Raw genomic sequence first — 22423 nt, forward strand, 5'->3', positions numbered from 1 at the left:
GGGAATATATTTTTAATTTAAAAATATTCTTTTTTATATTTTTATAGACCTCTTGTTAACCATCCTCTTTTGTTGGCAGTTATGATGGCATAAGGTGCGATCCAGAATAAACTGAAGGTGTAAAATATACTATAAGTATACGCCCAGAATGATTCGGCTAAATCGTATCTTTTTGCGTAAAACGCCATTGAGAAAGTAGATAAAACTAAAATTCCTAAAAATGTCGAGCTTAAAAACAACACTGGATGAACGGCAACAAAATAGATTAAAAATGCTAAGAATGGATAAGTCATCACAATTTTGAAGAATTGATTCAAGAACAACATTCTAGCTCCGAATTTAGATTCTTTTCTGAAATTTTTGAAAACAAATTGTCCCATTGCCAGATTTTCACGAACATTACTTCTACTCCATCTAATGAACATTTTGTATAATCCATTATAATTTTCTGGAACGTTGGTTAACACGACTGCATTTTTTTGGAACAATACATGTTTTCCTTGTTTCAAGATCATGTTGGTCATTGCACGGTCTTCTCCAATATCAGACGGCTGTCCCATGAAAGTCTGGTTGATCCACTCAGGAAGACAATTTAAAACCGCATCTTTTTTATAAGCTGCAAGTGCTCCCGGTGTACATAAAACAGAACCTAACATGCTTTCTGCAGAACGCTGAAATTCAAAACTCATCACAAAACTTACGTTCAGCATTTTTGGTAAAATGGCTTTTTTATTATTCAAAACCTGAACGTTTCCTGCTACTGCGCCACACTTGTCATTTACAGCAAACGGACTTACTAAGTTTCTTAACGTATCTTTTTTCACAATAGAATCACTGTCTACGGTTACGAAGATATCACCAGTTCCTAATTGAAAACCACGGTATAAAGCGTGACGTTTTCCTTGGTTTTTAGGCTGTTGAAAAATATCCAAACGATCTCCTAATTTTGCTTTTGCTTCCTGCATCCAATACCAAGTATCGTCTTTACTTCCGTCATCAACTCCTAAAATCTGCATTTTATGAGCCGGATAATCGCTTTCTGCAAGACTTAAAAGTGTATTCCAAACTAATTTTCCTTCGTTATATGCCGGAACAATGATCGTAATTGTTGGCAGTAATTCGTCTGAAACTGACTCAATTGGTTTGTATCTTAAATATAAATACGAACTGTATAAAAATACTGCTGCTTGATAAAAGAATAAAACTGTACCAATAATCAGAAATGGAAATCCTAAAGTTGATTCTATTCTTTCTAATTGAAATTGCTCAAAATCATCTTGTAATAGAAAAACTGAATATCCTCCTACCAGCATTAAAGCAAATGTGCCTATTAAAACTGCCAAACCGAAAGCGCTTTTTGGTCGTTCTACGTGTACTTTTGTTGATTTTTGTTTAGTTCCGAAAAATGAACTGTTTAAAGAGTTGTCAGCAATAACCGCCGCGTTACTAGCTGTATAAAATTGTTTTGGGGTGATTGTTTCGCTTTCCATGCTATTCTCCTTTAATTATTTTTTTGTTATGGGCTTTTAGTAAAATCTTTTCTTTCGGGTTTATTTACTGCTTTTTGAAATCAGAAATAAAAAAACGAACACATTCAAGATTTAGACATTAACTCCATTTGCAAGCGGCGTGCCAACATGGTTCTAAACTGCTGTAGAGGTATTTAGCGAATATTGTATTTTAAAAAGTGTATATTTTTTTTACACTTTGATATACAAGTAAACAGTAAACAGTGAATTTTAATGGGTAGAAAGGACTGGGTTTACAAGGTTTTTTTTGAGTTCTGCGCCAGTGTGCAGTAAAAAATAATCCAGTTCTATATAAAATATCAGAGCGATATTTACATAAAATTAAAACGCAGAATTTCAATTAAAATTGCATGAGTAATTCATCTTTTTTATTCATTTAAAGAAAAAAAGATATTGAATAAAAAACATTCTTCTAAAAAGACGGAATTCTGACTTAAAAATGTTAAATTTATCGAAACATTTTTAACAATTAATTTTAGGAGACTAAAAAATGAATAAAGAGTACAATCTTTTACTCGCAGATGATGATGATGATGACTGCGATTTCTTTAAGGAAGCTCTCGATGAAATACCTGTAACTGCAAATCTATCAATGGTTCATGATGGAGTACAGTTAATGGAACGTTTAGGAAATACCGCTTTAAATAATCTTCCAGATGTTGTTTTTCTGGATTTAAACATGCCTCGCAAAAATGGTTTGGAATGTCTGGCTGAAATTAAGGCAAACCAAAAACTGCAAAATCTTCCAGTAATTATTTTTTCTACATCACTAGATAGTGAAATCGTAGACAATCTGTATAAAAAAGGTGCGTCTTATTATATTCGTAAACCAGGCGATTTTTCTAAACTAAAAAAAGTAATAGAAAAAGCATTGACGACTGCATCAGAAAATCAATTTAAACAGCCCGAAAGAGCAAACTTCATACTGCAACCTTAAAATCGTCATTGAATGAACCGCAAAAAAAAGGAACATTATTTTCTGTCCGAAGGTGGCGAAATGGGTACTGCTATGCGTTCTAAAGATTGGAGCAAAACTCCTTTGGGTGATCCTGATAAGTGGCCTCAAAGCTTAAAAACCATGACAGCAATGATGCTCAGTAATCCGTTTGGAATGTACATTGCGTGGGGAAACAGTTATACACAATTATACAATGATGCATTTCGTCCAATATTAGGTACTACAAAACATCCTGAAGCTTTGGGCGGAAGTTCTAAAAATACATTTTCTGAAATTTGGGACACTATCGGACCTATGTTTTCAGAAGTAATGAAAGGCAAAGCAGTCAGCTTTCCTGAATTTAAAGTCCCGCTTAATAGAAATGGTTACATAGAAGATTGCTATTTTGATTTTTCATACAGTCCGATAAAAATAGAAGACGGAAAAATTGGTGGTATTTTGGTCACGGTAATTGAAACTACCGAGAATAAAATTGTTGCCGATGCCTTGCAGGAAAGTAATGCAAGATTTGTCAATAATATTATGCAGGCTCCTGTTGCCATGTGTATTTTTAGAGGTAAAGATCATGTTGTTGAAATTGCCAATGAACAAATGATTGAACTCTGGGGAACAAAAGCAGAAAAAATTATTAATGAACCTATTTTTAAAGCTTTACCCGAATTAAAAAAACAGGGTTTAGATGAAATTCTTCAGAACGTTTATACAAACGGAAAAAAAATTACGGCCGACGAAAGCTTTGTTCAATTAAACCGAAACGGCCTTACCGAAAATACGTATGTCAATTTTGCTTATGAAGCTTTAACAGAAGCCGACGGAACTATTTCCGGCGTAGCTGCTATAGCAACCGAAGTAACGGCACAGGTTTTGGCACGATCTAAAGTCGAAGAAAGTGAACAAAAAATAAGACAACTGGTAGAAAATGCTCCTTTTCCTATTGCAGTTTATGCTGGAAAAGAACTTCGCATTGAGCTGGCTAACGAATCTATAATTAAAGTCTGGGGAAAAGGTCCAGATGTAATTGGAAAATTATACAAAGAAATTCTGCCTGAACTTCAAAATCAATCTGTTTTTGAGCAATTGGCGGCGGTTTTAGAAACTGGAGAATCTTTTCATACCAAAAACACGCGTCTTGATTTGGTGATCAATAATGTAATGGAAACCTTTTATTTCAATTATAGTTTTACGCCGCTTTATGACACCAATGGCAAAATTTACGGTGTAATGAATACCGCGGTTGATGTTACAGAAGTAAATTTAGCCAAGAAAAAAATTGAAGAAAGTGACAAACGTTTCCGCAGTACTGTAAAACAGGCTCCAGTTGGAATTACGATTTTACGTGGTCCTGAATATATTGTCGAAATGGCAAACGAAACATATCTTAGGCTTGTAGATCGCGAAGAAGAAACTTTTGTCGGCCGCTCTTTATACGATTCTCTTCCCGAAGTAAAAGAAACCGTAAGCTCACTTTTAGACGGTGTTTTAAAAACCGGAATTCCGTTTCACGGTTATGAAGTTCCCGTTCCTCTTAATCGATACGGCAAACAGGAAATATCTTATTTTGATTTCCTCTATCATCCTTTAAAAGAAGAAGATGGCAGTATTTCAGGCATTTTGGTTACTGTAACTGAAGTCAGTGAAAAAGTAGAAGCTCGCAAAAAAATCGAGATTAACGAGGATCGTCTTAAAATTGTGGTCGAAGCCAGTGAACTTGGAACTTGGGAATTAAATGTAAAAACCAAAGCTCCAATTTACTCCAAAAGATATCTGGAAATTATTGGCGGTTATACCGAAGATATAGCGCTTACTCATGAAGAATTACTAAAACACCTGCATCCTGACGATCTTAATATTCGAAATAAAGGTTTTAAAGAAGCTTTAAGTTCTGGATTTCTAAATTATGAAGTACGAGTTATTTGGAAAGATCAATCAATACATTGGATACAAGGCAAAGGAAAAGTCTTTTATGATGAAAACAAAAAGCCCGAAAAACTCATTGGTACCATACGAGACATTACAGCCGAAAAACAATATCAGCAGGATATAGAAGAAAGCGAGAAAAAATGGCGTAATCTAATTATGCAATCTCCTATTCCGAAAGCGATTTTACGCGGTGAAGATTTTACCATCGAAATGGCGAATTGGGTACTTCTCAATAATATCTGGAAAAAAGACGAAACAGAAGTTCAAGGAAAAAAAATATTAGAATTATTTCCCGAACTCAAAAAACAGAAATATGCCAAATTATTAAAAAAGGTATATGAATCGGGTAAAGTGTATTCTGAATTTGAGTCACTGCTTTTTATTGATGACAAAAACGGTGGCAGAGAATATTATGTTGATTTTGAATATGCTCCTGTCCGCGAAAGCGATAATTCTATTTCTGGAATTAAAATAACACTTATTGATGTTACCGAAAAAGTAGAAGCCCGCAAAAAAATTGAAGAAAGCGAAAAGAGATTCCGTTCGCTGACAGAAAGTATTCCGCAGTTGATCTGGGAAACCGATGCTGAAGGAAATGCTTTGTTTGCCTCTGGAAAATGGCTTGAATATACCGGAGTACAGCCTGGAACAGAAGAATCTTGGAAATCTATCGTACATCCTGATGATTTTGAAGAAAGCCTTAAAACTTGGGGACATGCATTGAAAACTGGAGAAATATACCGCTCTGATGTTCGCATGCGCCGAAAAGACGGAACTTATAGATGGCACGCCGTGATTGGCGAACCTGTTTATGATCTTGATGATAAGATTATAAAATGGGTTGGTGCTTTTACAGATATTCATACCGAAAAAGCATTTTCACACGAGCTCGAACAGCAAGTTACGGCGAGAACAAGAGAATTAATTCAGATAAATGAATCGCTTACCAAAAGTGAAGAACGTTACCATTTAATGGTAGAAGAAGTTCAGGAATATTCGATTTTATATCTTAATCCTGAAGGAATTGTCGAAAACTGGAATGTGGGCGCCGAGAAAATTAAAGGATATAAAGCCGAAGAAATCGTCGGGAAATATTTTGCTGTTTTTTATACCAAAGAAGACCAGAAAAACAAACTCCCTCAAAAACTTCTGGAGATTGCCCGCGAAAAAGGAAAAGCGGTGCACGAAGGTTGGCGCATACGAAAAGACGGAAGTTTATTCTGGGCAAGTGTAGTTATTACTGCGGTTCATAACAAACAAAATAATATTATTGGTTTTTCTAAAGTTACACACGATTTGACCGAAAGAAAAAGAGCCAACGATAAATTAAAACAAAATTCGCTTGAGCTTGAACAAAAAAATAATGAGCTGGAAGAAATGAACAAAGAGCTTCAGTCCTTCGCTTATATTTCGAGTCATGACTTGCAGGAACCGCTCCGAAAAATTCAGACTTTTGCTTCGCAGATTATGGAGAAAGAGTTAGAAAATTTATCCGAAAGCGGTCAGGATAAATTTAAAAGAATGCAGAATGCTGCGCAGCGTATGCAGACTTTGATTAATGATTTGCTTTCGTATTCTAGAACCAATATTCAGGAACGTGTGTTTGAGAAAACAGATCTTTCTAAAATTATTGATGAAGTAAAAGAAGATCTTAAAGAAGAAATAGAACAAAAAGCGGCCACAATAGAAATTGTCGGAACCTCTGAAGTGGATATTATTCCGTTTCAGTTTAGACAATTATTATATAATCTGATCAGTAATTCGTTGAAGTTTTCGAATCCGGAGATTCCACTTGTAATTAAAATCACGAGTGAATGCGGAAAAGGCAAAATTTTTCAGAATGAGATGTTAAAAGCAAATCAAAATTATTGTCATATCAAGGTTTCAGACAACGGAATTGGTTTTGATTATCAATACAATAAAAAAATATTTGAGGTATTCCAGCGTCTTCACGGAAGAGATCATTATAAAGGAACTGGAATCGGACTGGCGATCGTAAAAAAAATTGTAGAAAACCATAACGGAATTATTACAGCATCTGGAATTCAAAACAAAGGTGCTTCGTTTGATATTTATATTCCGGTAGAATAAATAGAATTTTAAAACATATAAAAAGGGCAGTAATTATAATAATTACTGCCCTTTTTTGGGTTTAACTCTAAAAAATAGTTTAATTAAAAGCTGAAGACTATCTGCTGTAAACAGTGATTATCCCCGTAGCTTTATCTTTAATTTTCAATTCCTTGTTAGTAAGGTTCATGATATCACTTACAGAACTAGTATTACCAACAGTGATCGTTAAGTCGTTATGAGATCTTACATAAGTTCCAGTAGTTTCTGTTAAAGCACATTGTGTTCCGTTATAATCTCCCATAACTGCAGTATTACTTAGTTTTAATTCTAAATAATCTAAATTACATCCAGCTTGGTTTTGAGGAGCATCGATTAATACTTCTTGTCCGTTAACAATTGTTCCTGTTTGACGAAGGTTATATTTACCTTGAATTGGAACGATTGTTTCTCCCTCATTATCGTCGTTACTGCATGATGTTGCGAACACTCCCAAGCTTAAGGCTAATACGAATAATATCTTTCTAGTTTTCATGTTTATATGTGTTAAAAATTTATAATGCTAAATTAATAGGATATTCCTACATATAATTTCATGATTACAATTCGAATTTTACATAAATCGCATTTATTTAAAAAAAACAGTAAAATTCTTAAAGAATTAGTGCTTTTTTACATATTTATTAATAATATACTGAGTTACAGGTCTTAATGAGTTATTGTTTTCAGGATGACGTCCGTGGCCGTTAAAAAAATCAATACCATTTGCTGTTTTAGCGTACCAGACAACAGCATTTCCATTTTTATCAAAATATTGTGTTGTATCGCAAACCTGAACTTTTTTAAGATTTACTAGGCTTTCATCTAATAATTCCACCGGGTTCAAAACAGCAATTCCTTGTGGCTTGAAATCACAATCAACCAATTCATAATGATCTTGCGACCATTGCATGCATTCTTTTTTAGACAGAGTTAAGAAAATAACAAAACCAATTAAAACGACTATAGCTGTTGCTATAATGTATTTTACTCTTTTTACTTTTCTACTCTCTATAATAGGTGTTGACTGTAAAAAGTGAGTTACTGGCTGTGTTTTATAAATGATTTCCTGATCTAAAGTTTTTTCATTTACCTCTTCCTCTTCAGTTTCGATTGTTTCCTTTACTACATTATCAAGAACAACTTCTTTAATTACATTTTCTTTTACTGAATTTAATCCAACCGTTCTAAATTTATTAAACGGTCTTAATTCATAATCAACCAAAATAGCTGCCATATCTAATGCATTTGAATTAGTTTCGGCAGTTTTTCCTTTAAAGAAAAAACCAATTGATCTAAACTTATCTGTCTGGTCGAATACCTTCCTTCTATTTTCTAATGAAAATTCACAACCAAAAAAATTATAAAAAACATTCAAATCATCCTTACTTCTACCTGTCGTAAAAATCTCCCAGCAGAAATCTCTGAGTTTAGCTGGTGATGGTGAATTCAAAAATTCAAAATTCTTTCCCTCTTTTTCAATTTGATACTTTTCTCTAATTGCTTTTTTAAATTTTTCCTGAGTAATGTTCTGCATAAGCTATCGGATTTATTAGTATTTCTTCGGAATTCTTCGGATTCTTTCAACCTCATCGGAATTCCCGGAATTCCTTATCAATGCAGGTTCAAAAGCGCTGTTACTTTGCCTCAACAAAATTAGTTATGGCTTTGATCTGCAGGTCAAAAACAAAAGTACAAAACTAGTTCAAACACAAGTGCGGAAAACCGTAAAACGGAGTTTATCCGGGAAGTATAAATAACATTTTATAGTTCTACGCACTTCACTTCCCACCAAAAACAATTTGGTATTGCCACAAATAAAGATCTGGAAAAGTTCCGGACAGCAATACCTATTTCTAATTCTTAAATCATAGAAAACATGAGAAAAATATTTTTAATGGGAGCGTTCGTATTATTGTCAACTACTTTATTTTCTTGCAGCGCAGACGAAGATGATACAATAACAAAAGAAATTAAAAAAGAAGTAACACCAACGTATGCAGACGGACCTGGGGACCAACCAATCATTCCACCACCGCCACCAACTAAAGATTAAATAAAATTATTTTAATAATACTATAATTATTAATTTCGGGGAAAGTAAACTTTATGTTACGATCCCCGTTTTTATATTTTATTCTTTTTGTTTTTCTTTTTTCATGTAACGAAAAAGAACCAATTCTTGTGAGTAAAGATGCTCTAAAAGATGAATCTAAAAATTTCCAAGAAAAAGGGATTACAAACCTTACACAAAAGAAATATAATACCGCTTTTTACAATTTAAACAAATCAAAAATAGCTTTTGAAACTTTAAAAGATAGTGCCAACGTAGCTTACAGTCTTACTCTGATGGCTCACATTCAACAAATCAACGGAGATTATTACGGAAGTAGAGAAACACTTACTGAGGCATTACCTTATATCAAAAAAAAGGATATTTACAGTGCTTCCATCAATAACTTTTTTGGAATAGCAGATAAAGAATTATCTAATTATGATGATGCCCTTCATTACTATAATGAATCACTAAAAGATTGCACAGATTCATTGTGCAAAAAATCTACTTTAAACAATATCGCAGTCGTCTATATCAGGCAGAATAAGTATGATAAAGCTATAAAAATCCTTAAATCAATTTTAGATAAAAAACTATCTAGAAAAGATCCCGAAAATAGAAATGCACGTGTTTTAGATAATTTAGGTTATGCATTATATAAAAATGGAATAAATGAAAAAGGGCTTGTACTTATGATGCAAAGTTTAAATTTAAGACAAACCAATAGTGATGATTACGGAAGTATTGAGAGCTATTTACATTTAGCAGAATATTATTTCGAAAGCGAACCTCAAAAATCAAAGCAGTTTGCCTTAAATGCCTATACAACAGCAACAAAAATACACAGTGTTGATGAACGTTTAAAAGCTTTATCATTTTTGATGACTAATAGTTCTGTGTCAAATAATACAGAATACGCCAAAAAGTTCACCTTTATAAATGACAGTATTACTAAAATCAGAAATAACTTCAAAAACAAGTTTGCCAAAATAAAATACGATTCCAAAAAAGAAAAAGACGAAAACCAGAAACTACGTTTAGAAAAAGCCGAAAATTTATTAGCACTTCAAGAAGCAGAAAAAGAAAGAATCATATTTTATGCGACTTTTATTGCCATTTCCATTTTCGTTGTGTTTTTAGTCATGTATTTAACAAAACGCCATAAACACAAAACACGTCTTGTAGAAATTAAAACAGCTTACAATACCGAAACCAGAATTGCTAAAGATATCCATGACGAACTTGCAAATGACGTTTTTAACACTATTACCTATACCCAGACTCAGGCACTAACTAACGAAAACAATAAAGAAACATTACTGCAAAAACTCGATGATATTTACTCACGTGTACGCGGAATTTCGAGAGAAAATAATGATATTGACACGGGATTAAACTTTCCAAAAAATTTAAAAGAAATGCTTTCTACCTATAATAGCAGTCAAACCAATGTTATTATTAATAATATCGAAAAAGTAAATTGGGACGCTGTCGAAGATTTAAAAAAGATAGCGATTCATCGTGTCTTGCATGAATTAATGGTTAACATGAAAAAACACAGCGAAGCTTCTCTGGCGGCTCTAAAGTTTGAAAGCACTTCAAATAATTTATTTATAGATTATACAGATAACGGAAAAGGCTGTGAAAAATCTAAAATTATAAAAAATGGTTTGCAAAATATGGAAAACCGTATTCTAGCGATAAATGGAACTATTACTTTTGAAACTGAACCTGATAAAGGTTTTAAAGTAAAAATAACAATGCCTAAATAAAAGCCCATGTTTAAAAAAGTAATTTTAGCAGAAGATTTTGAAGAATTTAATTTAGCCGTCAAACAAACTTTAGATGATTTTGATATTGTCGATTTTCAGCATGCAAAATATTGTGACGATGCTTTAACAAAAATAAAAAGAGCTATTCAGGATAATGAGCCATTTGATTTATTGATTAGTGATCTTTCGTTTAAAAAAGATCATCGTGAAGTCAAAATCGGAAGTGGAGACGAACTGATCCAAAAAGTTCGTGAACTGCAGCCCAATTTAAAAATCATTGCCTATTCTATCGAAGAAAAAAATCCGCGCATAAAAGCGCTATTTGAAAATTCTGAAATTGATGCTTTTGTATTAAAAGGCAGAAACAGTATTGTTGATTTGAAAAAGGCCATTCAGATAATTTCTACTTCGAATGAAAGATTTATTTCTCCGGAAATCGCTTCTTCATTACAAGAAAAAAACAATTATGAAATTGATGATGTCGATATTAAAATCCTAAAATACCTCTCTGACGGAACTTCACAAGATGAAATTATAGAAATCTTCAAAAGCACAGATATTAAACCCAACAGTAAAAGTGCTGTAGAAAAAAGATTATCTAAACTCAAAGACTTTTTTAAAGCCAATAATACGGTTCATTTGGTTTCTATTACAAAAGATATGGGGATTATTTAAACTTCTGATTCTCAATTCTAAAAGCTCCTTCGGGAGCTTTTTTTATTTCTCGATTTTAAAATTCATGGATTATGGATTTCCGTAAAATACTGGTTTTGATTGGGTTTACTTTTGAAATATCAAAACAACATTAATACTAATTAAAACCTTTAAAATCATGAAAAATTATTACGTAAACAACACCGCCCAATCAAACGGAGATCATGAAGTTCACACAGATGATTGTCGATACTTTAAAAATATTGCAAGCAAAAAGTACTTAGGCTCTTTTTCTTCCTGTAAACCTGCAGTTGAAGAAGCTAAAAAAACATATTCACAATCTAACGGCTGTGCAACATGTTGTAATGATTGCCACACAAGCTAAAATCATGGGCTTTCGATTTCAAAAAAGAATCAAACTTGGAGGCGGACTTGGATTAAATGTAAGTAAATCTGGAATCTCTCCAAGTTTTAGAACAAAGATGGGCACATTTAGTAAAAATGGCTATTCTACAAAAACAGGTATTCCTGGTGTACTCTACCAAAACAGCGGATGTCTTGTTCTATTTCTCTTCACTGGACTTTTAACATTTTTAATCTATAATCTAAAATAACACAGACATGAACCATAAAAAAATTACACAAGCTATACTTTCATTACTCGCAATAATTGCATTTGCAGTTTCATGCTCAGATTCAGGAGAAGCAAAGTCAGATTGCCCAACTAAAACTTGTGGCGATTTCACATCTCAAGCTCAGGCTCAAGCCACATTCGAAAGTAATAAAAGCTGTTACAAAAATCTAGATTCTGATGGTGACGGAAAAGCCTGTGAATCTTTAAAATAAACACCCAAAACTATGATAACACTAGAACTTAAAAGCCATTTTTTGAGATTATACCAAATGGCATTATCAGATGATCATTTTGATGTATTAGAACTACAAATGTTGTATCATTTTGCTGATGAACGCGGCATACCAAAAGAGGAATTAGATAAACTTTTCTCAAATCCTGTAAATACCGAATTCATTGTTCCGGAAGCTTTAAATACAAAAATTGAATACTTATATGATCTCACCAGAATTATTTGGGCAGACGGAAAAGTTACTGATGACGAGTTGAATATGTTGAAAAAATACTGTAGAAAATTCAATTTCTTAGAAGAAAACATCAACGATTTATCGGATTACCTTATAGATTGTGTACAGCAAAATATTGGAAAAGAAGAAATTATTAGTCAATTAAACGCTTAAATCATGAAAACACTTTCACAATTATTCAGTTTAAAGAAAACTGAAGATTCCTCTTCTAGAATTTTTGAAGAAAATGAAGAAGACAGAGAACAAATTAGAATTACCTACTATCAAAGCGGTTTCGCCGCCTCGGTCAAAGCAACTGGAAAACCAATTGTTTTAAAAGCCTGTCTTCAAAATTTATATATGAGTTTTGAAGATCAGTGTCGAAAACAAAAAATGGAACAAGACAGACTGAAACAGCCTTATCGTGAAGAACAGGAAAAAAACAGGACTGAACTTAAAAAATCGGAAGCTGCAATTGGTATTTATGAAAAAAAAGAGCAGGACACAAATGATAATATTGATCAGATTAAAAACGAAATTATCGAAGTAAAACGCAATCCTGATAAATACGGAATTGAAGAAGGAAAAGGTCTAAAAGCACAATTTTATATTGGTTTGATTCTATTACTTCCCATTACCCTTTATGTTTTGGTATTTTACATATCGGCTTCTTATTCCGCTTTTTTCAAAGAATTTTCGAATGACAGTTTAACTGCCGCTATTTTTGATGCCGATGCTTTTACAAATGCTTTTAAAGCGAGCTGGCTCGAAGGCGTTTTAGTCGTTACCATTCCGTTTGTTTTTATGGGATTAGGTTATGTAATTCATATGGTTCAAAAAGGAAAAGGACTTAAGAATATTTTTAGACTTATTTCCCTTTTCGCTATTACCTTTTTATTCGATTCTCTTTTGGCTTACATCATTGAGAAAAAAATATATGAGTTTAACAAAACAACAGAGTCTTCTCCTTATAATTTGAATATTGCTTTGGGCGAACCAGAATTCTGGATGATCATATTTGCAGGTTTTGTGGTGTACATTATCTGGGGACTTGTGTTTGATTTTGTGATGAAAGAATTTGAAAACATTGACAAAATCAGAGCTTTTATAAGAGGTAAAAAAGAGAATATACTTAATCTTGAAAATCTTAAAACGGAATACATCAATAAAATCAATGATTTTAAACAACAGATCGTAACTATAAATGGTAAAATATCAGAACTTCAATCAAAAATTGACGGCTTTGTTTTTCCTGTAAAAGAATATCTGCATTACCACCATCAATATAAAGAAGGATGGTTTCAGGCTATAGGAACTGAACTGGCTTTACCGTACAAAGAAAAAGAAGAACTTTTACAGAGCTGCGAACTTTACTCAGAAGAACATTTAAGTAAATTAAACTTGGTAGATCCTGATTTCCAACATTTAGTCTATTCCAAAAACTAATATTATGAAAAATATATTACTCAAAATTTCGATGTCACTATTGTTGGTTTTATTTTTTTCATGTAAAGAAGATCCAAAGAATGCAGAAAAAGAAGAAACAATAAAAAGCGCTGTTTCTGAAAACTACAACATCAGTATTTTAATTGATTTATCAGACAGAATAAGTCTCAAAAAAAATCCAAATTCAACTATGGAAATTTACCAGCGAGATTTAGGATATATAAAATCAGTTTCTGAAGCTTTTACGCAGCATTTAAAGTCAAAAAGAATGAGACAGATTGATGATAAAATGCAATTATTCTTTAATCCTGAACCCGAAAACTCTGAAATTAATTCGATTTCTAAAGATTTAAGAATTACGGTTGATAAAGACAACGCTTCAAAAAAATTACTGAACTCTATTAACGATACTTATTCGTCAAAAACAGCATCAATTTACGAATCGGCGATTAAAGACGATAAATATATTGGTTCTGACATTTGGAACTTCTTCGACAGTAAAGTTCAAGATCAGTGCATTGATAAAGGTTATCGAAACATTCTAGTGATTTTGACCGACGGATATATATATTATGAAGGAACTCAAATGAAAGATGGTAATTTATCAAGCTATTTGACACCTCAACTAATAAAACAAAATGGATTAAATACCAACGATTGGCAGAAAAAATTTGATACTGGAAATTTTGGTTTTACTAAAATAAATACTGATTTATCAAATCTTGAAGTTTTGGTTTTAGGAATCAATCCGAGCAAGAATAATCCTTTTGAAGAAAAAGTTATAAAAGCTTATTGGAGTAAATGGCTTTCTGAAATGAAAATAAAACATTTTGAAATTAAAAATGCCGACCTGCCATCAAACATGGATAAAATTATCAAAAATTTTGTTTTAGAAAAAGAATAAAAAATCAAAACTTATATGTTTTAAAGAGGTACTTTATTGTCCTCTTTTTTCTGTTTAAATCCGTCTAAAAAAAACTTCTTTAAAAATTTTCCTCATTACGGATTTCCATAATGCACTGGTATTTATTGGTTTTACTTTTGAATAAAACTTAAATAAACTACCAAAAATAAAACACTATGGAAACTGCAATTCAACTGAAATCATTGGCTGAAAAAATAAACCAGCTAAAAGACAAAATAGAAACAGAAGAATCAACCAAGCATGCTTTTGTGCTTCCGTTTATTCATGTTTTAGGATATGACGCTTTTAATCCACTGGAAGTTGTTCCAGAATTCACAGCCGATTTAGGTCTTAAAAAAGGGGAAAAAGTAGATTACGCTATTTTTCAGAATGGCGAACCTATAATTATTGTCGAATGCAAAAGCTGGAAAGAAAAATTGACCGTTCATAATTCGCAACTATTCCGCTATTTTCATGTCACAAAAACACGATTTGCGCTTTTAACAAACGGAATTACGTATCAGTTTTTCACCGATCTTGATGCACAAAATAAAATGGATGAAAAACCATTTTTAGAATTTGACATTACTAATCTAAAAGAGAATACGATTAATGAAATTACAAAATTTCATAAGTCCAATTTTAATGTCGAAAATATCGTAAGCAACGCTAGTTCGCTAAAATTTATCAAGGAAATTAAGAAGCTGATTAACGTTGAACTTGAAAATCCATCTAGTGATTTTACTAAGTTTTTTGCCAATAAAGTTTATACTGGAAGACTAACGGAAAAAGTTGTTGATGAATTTAAAGATTTAGTTCAAAAATCATTAAATCAATTTATCAGCGAAAAAATCAATGATCGATTAAACGCAGCACTTTCCAAGGAAACCATTAAACAACAAGACGAACAAGTCGAAATTATTGAAGACGAAAGTAAAATTGTAACTACAGAAGAGGAATTAGAAGGTTTTAGAATAGTAGTAGCTATTTTACGAAGAAAGATTCCGATAAAACGTATTGTGCATCGTGATACCCAATCTTATTTCGGAATTCTTTTAGATGATAATAATCGAAAACCACTTACTAGACTTCACCTCAACGGAAGCAAAAAATACATCAGTCTTTTTAATGAAAATAAAACGGAGGTAAAACTACCGATTTCTTCAATCGACGATATTTATCAATTCGAAAAAGAATTATTAGAAACAATCGAGGTTTATGACGATCAAATTCAGGTATAAGTACTCGCTTTAAAAAACTTAATTCTATTTAGATTTATCTCAAAAAAATAACCTGTAACCTTACTACTATGAAAACAAAACATTATTTAATTATTGGATCTTGCTTAATCCTACTAATTACCGCTCTAACGAACCCTGAAACTGAAAAGCACAAAGAAGAAGTAAAATTAAAAATGAATGCTTTTTTAGAAAAGAAAATGAATAACGAAAATCCAACCCAAAAAGCTGGCGGAATGGTAGGAAATGCTCTTGCTCAATCAATGATAAATATGATGGTTGACAATATGGTTTCTTCGTCAAATTATATTTTTTTCTCAACTACTAATGTCACAGTTGAAGGAAAAACTAAGAGAATTGGTTTTGGACTTTTAGGTAACATCTTTTTATCTGGAAAAATTGATGAAGCACTAAAAGAATAAACTCAAAAATTTCCAATTCAACCAAATACCACAAAGCCTATGCAGAAAAATTACCTTTTTTTATTTTTACTATTTACATTTTATTCCTGCGAAAAGGCTTCAGCTCCGCCTCCTCAACTGCCAGAAATAAATTCATTTTATAAATCGGCAATTACAGCAGACGACCGTAAAACCATAACTCCAGAAGAAGCTAAAACGTATCATGTAAATAAAACATATCAATACGAATATAGAACCGGAAATCCTGGACATTATGAATATAACTATGATGTAAAAGGAATAAACGTCATCGGAGATTCGGTTTGCGGAAATATTAATGTACAGGGCAAATACGGCGCTGGAATTTTAACCTCCGATACTATTGCCGAAATTGAAATTAATACCGAATGGGTTTCATACGGTAAATTAAAGGCTACCGATAAAAAAGGAAATGAATACCAATTAATAGTCAAATAAATAATCATTTTATGAAATACACAATCCTACTTCTTTTTGTTTTTATGGCTTCTTTTCGCACTCCCGATGCCAACGTATATATTTGCGGTACAACAGGTGCAAAAAAATATCATTTAAAAGAAAATTGCCGCGGTTTATCAAGCTGTCGCAGCGAAATTTTAAAAAAATCAGTTAGACAAGCCCAAGGTCTTGGATTAACACTTTGCGGATGGGAAGACTAAAATCTTCTCATCCTTTTTTTTAATCATTTGATAATAATCACTTTACAATAAATTCACATTAGTTTTATTAATTTGATATAAAACTAATTGTTATGAAATTCTTTAATCTAAAATTTCTAGTATCATTCAAAGAATGGCTTTTTTTAAGAGCTATGCAATCTTCTTTCCTTCATTAATAAATCAAAAAAATAATAAAGGAAAGTACATTTGAATGAATAAAATTGAAAACTCATTTTTGAACAAAAATCAATTTGGAGAAGATTTCTTGTGGGGTGTTTCAACCGCTGCTTTCCAAATCGAAGGTGCTCATGATGCTGACGGAAAAGGTTCGTCTATTTGGGATGTCTTTACTTCTCAAAAAGGAAAAATAAAAAACGGACATCATGCTGCCATCGCATGTGATTTCTACAACTCTTACCAAACCGATATTGACCTTATTCGTGATTTGAATATTCCGAATTTTAGATTTTCTATCAGCTGGCCGAGAATTATGCCTACGGGACTTCATCCTGTAAATCAATCTGGCATTGATTATTATAATAAAATTATAGATGCTCTTCTGGCATCTGGAATTGAGCCTTGGATCACACTTTATCATTGGGATCTTCCGCATGCTCTAGAAATAAACGGAGGCTGGACCAATCGCGATTCTGTAAAATGGTTTTCTGATTATGTCGAAGTCTGCGCGCAATATTTTGGAGACCGTGTTAAAAATTGGATGGTAATTAATGAACCTTCCGTATTTACCGGCGCAGGTTATTTTCTTGGCATTCACGCTCCCGGCAAAAAAGGAATTACCAATTATTTAAAAGCCATGCATCATGTTACGCTGGCGACGGCTTCGGGCGCGAAAATACTTCGAAACAAAGTTCCGAATGCCAATATCGGAACTACTTTTTCCTGCACACACATAGAGCCGGCAACCGAAAGCAAAAAGGATATTGAAGCGGCAAAACGTGTCGATACTTTATTGAATCGAACTTTTATTGAACCCATTTTAGGATTGGGTTATCCGCAAAAAGATCTTCCAGTGCTTAAAAAGCTCAACAATTATATTCGTGAAAACGATCTTGATAATCTTGCTTTCGATTTTGATTTTATAGGCCTGCAATGTTACACGAGAGAAGTGGTCAAAAATTCACTTTTAACGCCTTACATTGGCGCGGAATTAATAAGTGCAGAAAAACGAAATGTAATTTCCACCGATATGGGCTGGGAAGTGTATCCGCAGGCACTCTATCATGTTTTAAAGAAATTCAATGAATATCAAAGCATTAAAAAGATTATTATAACTGAAAACGGAGCCGCTTTTCCAGATACGGTTTCTAACGGAAAAGTATATGATATCAAAAGGACACACTTTATACAAGATCACTTAGAACAAATTTTAAACGCCAAAAATGACGGCTTAAACGTTGACGTCTATTTTGTTTGGAGTTTAACTGATAACTTTGAATGGGCCGAAGGTTACAACGCCCGATTCGGTTTAATTCACGTCGATTTTGAAACCCAAAAAAGAACAATTAAACATTCTGGTTTGTGGTTTAAGGATTTCTTGTCTTAAATGCTTGAACTCAAGGTGAATTTTTAACCGCAAAGAGCGCAAAGAATTACGCAAAGAGCGCAAAGGGTTTTGATCATTTTTAAAGATAAAAAAGTTCGCCAAGCTTATTATTGATAAAGCTTTGCGAACTTTTTGTTTTATAAAACCTTCAGAAGATAATAAATCTTTGCGCTCTTTGCGGTTAAATCAAGTTCAAAACCAAAAAAAACAAATCAAATCTTTATTATTGAAATCTAAACGGATATGCCTGTTTTAAAATGCCGACATGCACCTTTCCATTCGATTTTAAATGGGCAGTGACCATGATATATTTTTCTTCCGGATATTTTAAATCATAACTAAACGTTGTGTCTTTTACTTTAAGCTGAAGAAGGTGTTTTCCGTCGTCTGAAATCGAAAGTTCTGCCGTTTCATAAGTCGGTAATGCTTCGGTTGCTTTTAAGTTAATATCCTGCACTTTCTTTTTATCCAAAAGTATTTCCATTTTTAAATTGTCAAGTTTAGCATTTGTCGGCTGTTCAAACGCTACAACATATTTTTTACAGCCAAAAACACATAAAACAATTAAAAGTAAGAGAAGCTTTTTCATAAAAAAATCTTTTTTAAACGGATCGTTAATAGAAATCAAAATCATTATTTAGTATACTATAAATATAAATAATTTTATCACAATTATACTATTTAGAAAAACAGGGTTTAATGGTTTTTAAAGCTGTTATCGGCATAACTATTTTTCCATAAAAAACAACTAAAAAATTCAGTCATTTCACTGATTTTTAGTAGGTTTATCAATATTTTTTTCTTATATTTATAGTCTAAATAACAGTAAATATATGCCGCAAAACAAACTATTTTATCTTCAGAATTACTCCTTAAAAAATCATTCATTTTATCTCTTAAAGCATTTTAATTTTCAAAATGCTTTTCATTCTCCTATTCTTTTTTCTGTACAAAATACAAACAGACAGAAGAAATCACTGCGACAGTTCCAACTGCAATCGTAATTATTTTTCTCGGATAAATTTTCTGAACTATTTCTTTAGAAAATAAGTCTTTAAAATTAAAAAAAAGATTTCCTTTTTCAGGAACCTCTTTCGACCCTTCATTTTCATTTTTCACCAAATCCTCAATTTCTATGATCTCATTTTTTAGTTCAGCTTCACCTATTGGCCCAACCGCAAATTCCTTTTCTTTTGCTTCAATGATTCTGCATTTTTCTACAAATTTTTTAAAAGGGCGCGGCTGAAAATCGACCATAACAGCGGCAAGATTAATCGCGTCGATATTCGACGGATCAGTTTCACCTTTAAAGAAAGTTTCAATTGGCCTGAATTTATCTTTTTGTTCCTTAAACTTATTTTTTTGAGCATAATCAAAATCGAGACAGAACAAATTTTTAAAAATATTCAAATCATCTCGACTCGGATTATTTTCAAAAATAAGCCAGCATAAATCGCGGAGTTTTCCGCGGGAAGGACTGTATAAATAATCAAAATACTCACCTTCTTTTTCGAGCTCGTATTTAATTTTAATCGCCTTTTTGTATTCTTCTAATGTGTTATTCATCTTGCCTCTTTTAGGAACTTCTTTTGACTCGTTAATTTCATTTTTCACCAAAATCTTTTTTCTATGCTTTTATTTTCGACTTCTACTATTAAACCTTTTCCAGCACTTTCAATTTTTGTTCCAAATTCTATATTATTTCTATATTTTTTTAATCATTCTCATCCAACTTTTTCGTGACTTATTGCATCTATATTAATAGAGATCTCTATAGCATTAAATAACAATTAATAAAGAAAAAGGCCTTGCATTTTCGTTTTTATTGGGAATTCACGGGAATCTCAGGAAAACGCGGGAATTCTGGGAATTCCTTATCTACAATGCCCTAGAAGCGCCTTTCCTTTGCATCAGAAATTAGTTCAAGTTTTGTCTGCAGACTAAAACAAAAATAGAAAACTAGTTCTAATTATCATTGTGGAAAACCGTAAGACCGAGTTTATTCGGGAAGTATAAATTACGTCTTACAGTTCTACACTCTCACTTCCCTCAATCAATTGGTATTGCCGCCAATAAAATTTCTGGATCAGATCCGGACAGCAATACCTATGTCTAATTTCTAAATAAATAAAAATGAAAAAACTATTACTTATAAGCGCTTTTGCGTTATTGTTCACTATATTTTCTTGTACTCCTGATGAGTACGAGACTCCTGTAAAAAAGGAAACTAAAAAGGATATCAATCCTTCAAAATCAGGATATGCTGATGATGGTCCTGGTGATGGAACACCACCACCACCACCACCACCAGAGAAAGAATAAAAATATGTTTTTAGTATCTAATAAATTACTATTTTCGGGGAAAGTAAATTTGTATGTTACGGTCCCCGATTTTTCTTTTTATTATTTTTCTTTTCCTTTTTTCTTGTGAAGAAAAAAAGACTGTAAATGCTAATACAGATTCCATACGCCTAAAAGCACGTACGCTTCGAGATACAGCTATTAATAATTATGAAAAACAAAATTATAATACAGCTTTTTATCAATTTAACAAGTCCAAAAAACTTTATGAAACTATAAAAGACAGTGCCAATATTGGATACATACTTATTGAAATAGCTCTTATTCAACAGGTCAATGGTGATTATTACGGAAGTAAAGAAACGTTGACAGAAGCCATACCTTTTGTCAAAAAGAAAAGCGTTTATACTGCCTCAATAAATAATGCAATGGGTGTCGCTGATAAAGAACTTTCTCTCTTTGATGACGCGATTTTTTATTACAATGAAGCAATAAAAGATTATTCAAATCCAATCTCAAAATATGAGCCCATTAGCAACATTGCTGCCACTTATATATTTCAGAAAAAATATGATAAAACCATTACAATTTTAGAAGACATTTTAAGTAAAAAATTGTTAGATGATAAATCTTTAGCTAATAGCAAATCTAGATATCAAGACAATTTAGGTTATGCCTATTTTAAAAAAGGATATGACGAAAAAGGATTTCGTTTAATGAATGAAGCACTGGAAATAAGAAAAGAAATTAAAGATACTTACGGAAGCATAGAAAGTTATTTACATTTAGCAGATTATTACTCAAAAAAAGACCTTAGAAAATCTGATGAAAATGCCATGGAAGCCTATAAAATCTCAACCCGACTAAATAGTGTGGATGAAAGATTAGAAGCGCTTCAAATTTTAATTTCTAACGATAATAGCAGCCAAGTCCCTAAATACACACAAAAGTATTTTTCAATAAATGACAGTATTATCAAAGTTCGAAACAACTTTAAAAACAAGTCAGCTAAAATAAAATACGACGCTCAAAAAGAAAAAGACGAAAACGAAAAACTGCGTCTGGAAAAAGCCGAAAACTTATTGTCATTACAAAAAGCAAAATACCAGCGCATTGTTTTTGTAATTATTTTTATTTTCCTAGTGGTTCTAATAACTATTTTAATCCGTTATTTTAGAAATAAAAATAAAGCTGTAAAGGTCAAAGCTTCTTACGAAACCGAAACAAGGATTGCTAAAAAAATACACGATGAATTGGCAAACGATGTTTATAATGTAATCGCCTACGCTGAATCGCAGTCATTGGCTAAAGAAAACACAAAAGAAAACCTGCTGCAGAAATTGGATGATATTTACTCTCGTGTTAGAGGAATTTCAAAAGAAAATGACAGTATTGAAACTGGTGAAGATTTTACTAAAAGCATAAAAGAAATGCTTTCGGCTTACAGTACCAATCAACAAAATGTCTTGATTAGTAATCTAGAAAGTATTCAATGGGATGCTATTGATGACATTAAAAAAATTACCGTCAGTCGAATTTTACAGGAACTGATGGTAAATATGAAAAAACATAGTAAGGCAAGTCTCGTAGTTATAAAATTTGAAAGCACCCAAAATGCCGTTTTGATAAATTACAATGATAACGGAAAAGGCTCCGAAAAAAGCAGTCTTGTAAAAAGCGGTCTAAAAAACATGGAAAGCCGTATTCAGGCTGTTAAAGGAAATATTGAATTTGAAACCGAACCAGATAAAGGTTTTAAAGCAAAAATAATACTGCCGAAGTAAAAATTAAAA

General features: G+C 32.3%; 22 protein-coding genes. 17 read left to right on the forward strand and 5 right to left on the reverse strand.

What is annotated here, in order from left to right:
* Positions 1-41 precede the first annotated feature (41 nt).
* Positions 42-1490 (reverse strand): glycosyltransferase family 2 protein, encoded by a 1449-nt coding sequence (locus ACFSC2_RS07515; protein ID WP_379816777.1) that lies wholly within the window; start codon positions 1488-1490, stop codon positions 42-44.
* Positions 1491-2019: 529 nt separating this feature from the next.
* Between ACFSC2_RS07515 and ACFSC2_RS07520 the strand changes: the two genes are divergently transcribed.
* The gene (locus tag ACFSC2_RS07520) at positions 2020-2466 is read left to right on the forward strand and encodes a response regulator (RefSeq protein ID WP_379816779.1); all 447 of its coding nucleotides are present in this window, start codon (positions 2020-2022) and stop codon (positions 2464-2466) included.
* A gap of 12 nt (positions 2467-2478) precedes the next feature.
* Positions 2479-6498, forward strand: a complete 4020-nt coding sequence (locus ACFSC2_RS07525; RefSeq protein ID WP_379816780.1) for a PAS domain S-box protein — start codon at positions 2479-2481, stop codon at positions 6496-6498.
* Between the two features lie 97 nt (positions 6499-6595).
* Here ACFSC2_RS07525 and ACFSC2_RS07530 read toward each other — a convergent pair whose 3' ends face one another.
* Both ACFSC2_RS07530 and ACFSC2_RS07535 read right to left on the reverse strand, forming a co-directional pair.
* Entirely contained in the window at positions 6596-7012 is a 417-nt protein-coding gene (locus ACFSC2_RS07530; protein WP_379816781.1) for a lipocalin family protein, read from the reverse strand.
* Between the two features lie 126 nt (positions 7013-7138).
* On the reverse strand, positions 7139-8053 hold the full coding sequence (locus ACFSC2_RS07535; protein WP_379816783.1) for a hypothetical protein: 915 nt from the start codon (positions 8051-8053) through the stop codon (positions 7139-7141).
* 360 nt (positions 8054-8413) lie between these two features.
* Between ACFSC2_RS07535 and ACFSC2_RS07540 the strand changes: the two genes are divergently transcribed.
* From ACFSC2_RS07540 to ACFSC2_RS07600, 13 genes are all read left to right on the forward strand, one after another.
* On the forward strand, positions 8414-8572 hold the full coding sequence (locus ACFSC2_RS07540) for a hypothetical protein (protein ID WP_379816784.1): 159 nt from the start codon (positions 8414-8416) through the stop codon (positions 8570-8572).
* Between the two features lie 128 nt (positions 8573-8700).
* Positions 8701-10344, forward strand: a complete 1644-nt coding sequence (locus tag ACFSC2_RS07545) for a tetratricopeptide repeat-containing sensor histidine kinase (RefSeq protein WP_379816785.1) — start codon at positions 8701-8703, stop codon at positions 10342-10344.
* A gap of 6 nt (positions 10345-10350) precedes the next feature.
* The gene (locus ACFSC2_RS07550) at positions 10351-11019 is read left to right on the forward strand and encodes a response regulator (RefSeq protein ID WP_379816786.1); all 669 of its coding nucleotides are present in this window, start codon (positions 10351-10353) and stop codon (positions 11017-11019) included.
* 290 nt (positions 11020-11309) lie between these two features.
* On the forward strand, positions 11310-11612 hold the full coding sequence (locus ACFSC2_RS07555) for a DUF4236 domain-containing protein (RefSeq protein ID WP_379816787.1): 303 nt from the start codon (positions 11310-11312) through the stop codon (positions 11610-11612).
* 7 nt (positions 11613-11619) lie between these two features.
* Positions 11620-11844, forward strand: coding sequence for an excalibur calcium-binding domain-containing protein (locus ACFSC2_RS07560; RefSeq protein WP_379816788.1), 225 nt, complete (start codon positions 11620-11622; stop codon positions 11842-11844).
* A gap of 12 nt (positions 11845-11856) precedes the next feature.
* Entirely contained in the window at positions 11857-12252 is a 396-nt protein-coding gene (locus ACFSC2_RS07565) for a hypothetical protein (protein WP_379816789.1), read from the forward strand.
* Positions 12253-12255: 3 nt separating this feature from the next.
* Complete coding sequence (locus tag ACFSC2_RS07570) at positions 12256-13524, forward strand: ABC transporter permease (RefSeq protein ID WP_379816790.1); 1269 nt, start codon at positions 12256-12258, stop codon at positions 13522-13524.
* A 4-nt stretch (positions 13525-13528) separates the two neighbouring features.
* Positions 13529-14428, forward strand: a complete 900-nt coding sequence (locus ACFSC2_RS07575) for a hypothetical protein (protein WP_379816791.1) — start codon at positions 13529-13531, stop codon at positions 14426-14428.
* Positions 14429-14604: 176 nt separating this feature from the next.
* Positions 14605-15669: a type I restriction endonuclease gene (locus tag ACFSC2_RS07580; protein ID WP_379816792.1), complete on the forward strand. Its 1065-nt coding sequence runs from the start codon at positions 14605-14607 to the stop codon at positions 15667-15669.
* Between the two features lie 68 nt (positions 15670-15737).
* A complete protein-coding gene (locus ACFSC2_RS07585) occupies positions 15738-16088 on the forward strand; it encodes a DUF4359 domain-containing protein (RefSeq protein ID WP_379816793.1) in 351 nt (116 codons plus the stop codon).
* A gap of 39 nt (positions 16089-16127) precedes the next feature.
* Positions 16128-16544 (forward strand): hypothetical protein, encoded by a 417-nt coding sequence (locus ACFSC2_RS07590; protein WP_379816794.1) that lies wholly within the window; start codon positions 16128-16130, stop codon positions 16542-16544.
* An 11-nt stretch (positions 16545-16555) separates the two neighbouring features.
* The gene (locus tag ACFSC2_RS07595; protein WP_379816795.1) at positions 16556-16765 is read left to right on the forward strand and encodes a hypothetical protein; all 210 of its coding nucleotides are present in this window, start codon (positions 16556-16558) and stop codon (positions 16763-16765) included.
* A gap of 211 nt (positions 16766-16976) precedes the next feature.
* On the forward strand, positions 16977-18329 hold the full coding sequence (locus tag ACFSC2_RS07600) for a GH1 family beta-glucosidase (protein ID WP_379816796.1): 1353 nt from the start codon (positions 16977-16979) through the stop codon (positions 18327-18329).
* A 223-nt stretch (positions 18330-18552) separates the two neighbouring features.
* Here ACFSC2_RS07600 and ACFSC2_RS07605 read toward each other — a convergent pair whose 3' ends face one another.
* Both ACFSC2_RS07605 and ACFSC2_RS07610 read right to left on the reverse strand, forming a co-directional pair.
* Positions 18553-18918, reverse strand: coding sequence for a hypothetical protein (locus ACFSC2_RS07605; protein WP_379816797.1), 366 nt, complete (start codon positions 18916-18918; stop codon positions 18553-18555).
* 344 nt (positions 18919-19262) lie between these two features.
* Positions 19263-19895, reverse strand: coding sequence for a hypothetical protein (locus ACFSC2_RS07610; RefSeq protein ID WP_379816798.1), 633 nt, complete (start codon positions 19893-19895; stop codon positions 19263-19265).
* 567 nt (positions 19896-20462) lie between these two features.
* On the opposite strand from ACFSC2_RS07610, the gene ACFSC2_RS07615 reads away from it, so the two are divergent.
* Positions 20463-20651 (forward strand): hypothetical protein, encoded by a 189-nt coding sequence (locus tag ACFSC2_RS07615; protein ID WP_379816799.1) that lies wholly within the window; start codon positions 20463-20465, stop codon positions 20649-20651.
* A 53-nt stretch (positions 20652-20704) separates the two neighbouring features.
* Complete coding sequence (locus tag ACFSC2_RS07620) at positions 20705-22414, forward strand: tetratricopeptide repeat-containing sensor histidine kinase (RefSeq protein WP_379816800.1); 1710 nt, start codon at positions 20705-20707, stop codon at positions 22412-22414.
* Positions 22415-22423: the final 9 nt, after the last annotated feature.

Origin of the sequence: Flavobacterium artemisiae, assembly GCF_042678225.1 — a bacterium.
In the GTDB taxonomy this organism is placed as follows: domain Bacteria; phylum Bacteroidota; class Bacteroidia; order Flavobacteriales; family Flavobacteriaceae; genus Flavobacterium; species Flavobacterium artemisiae.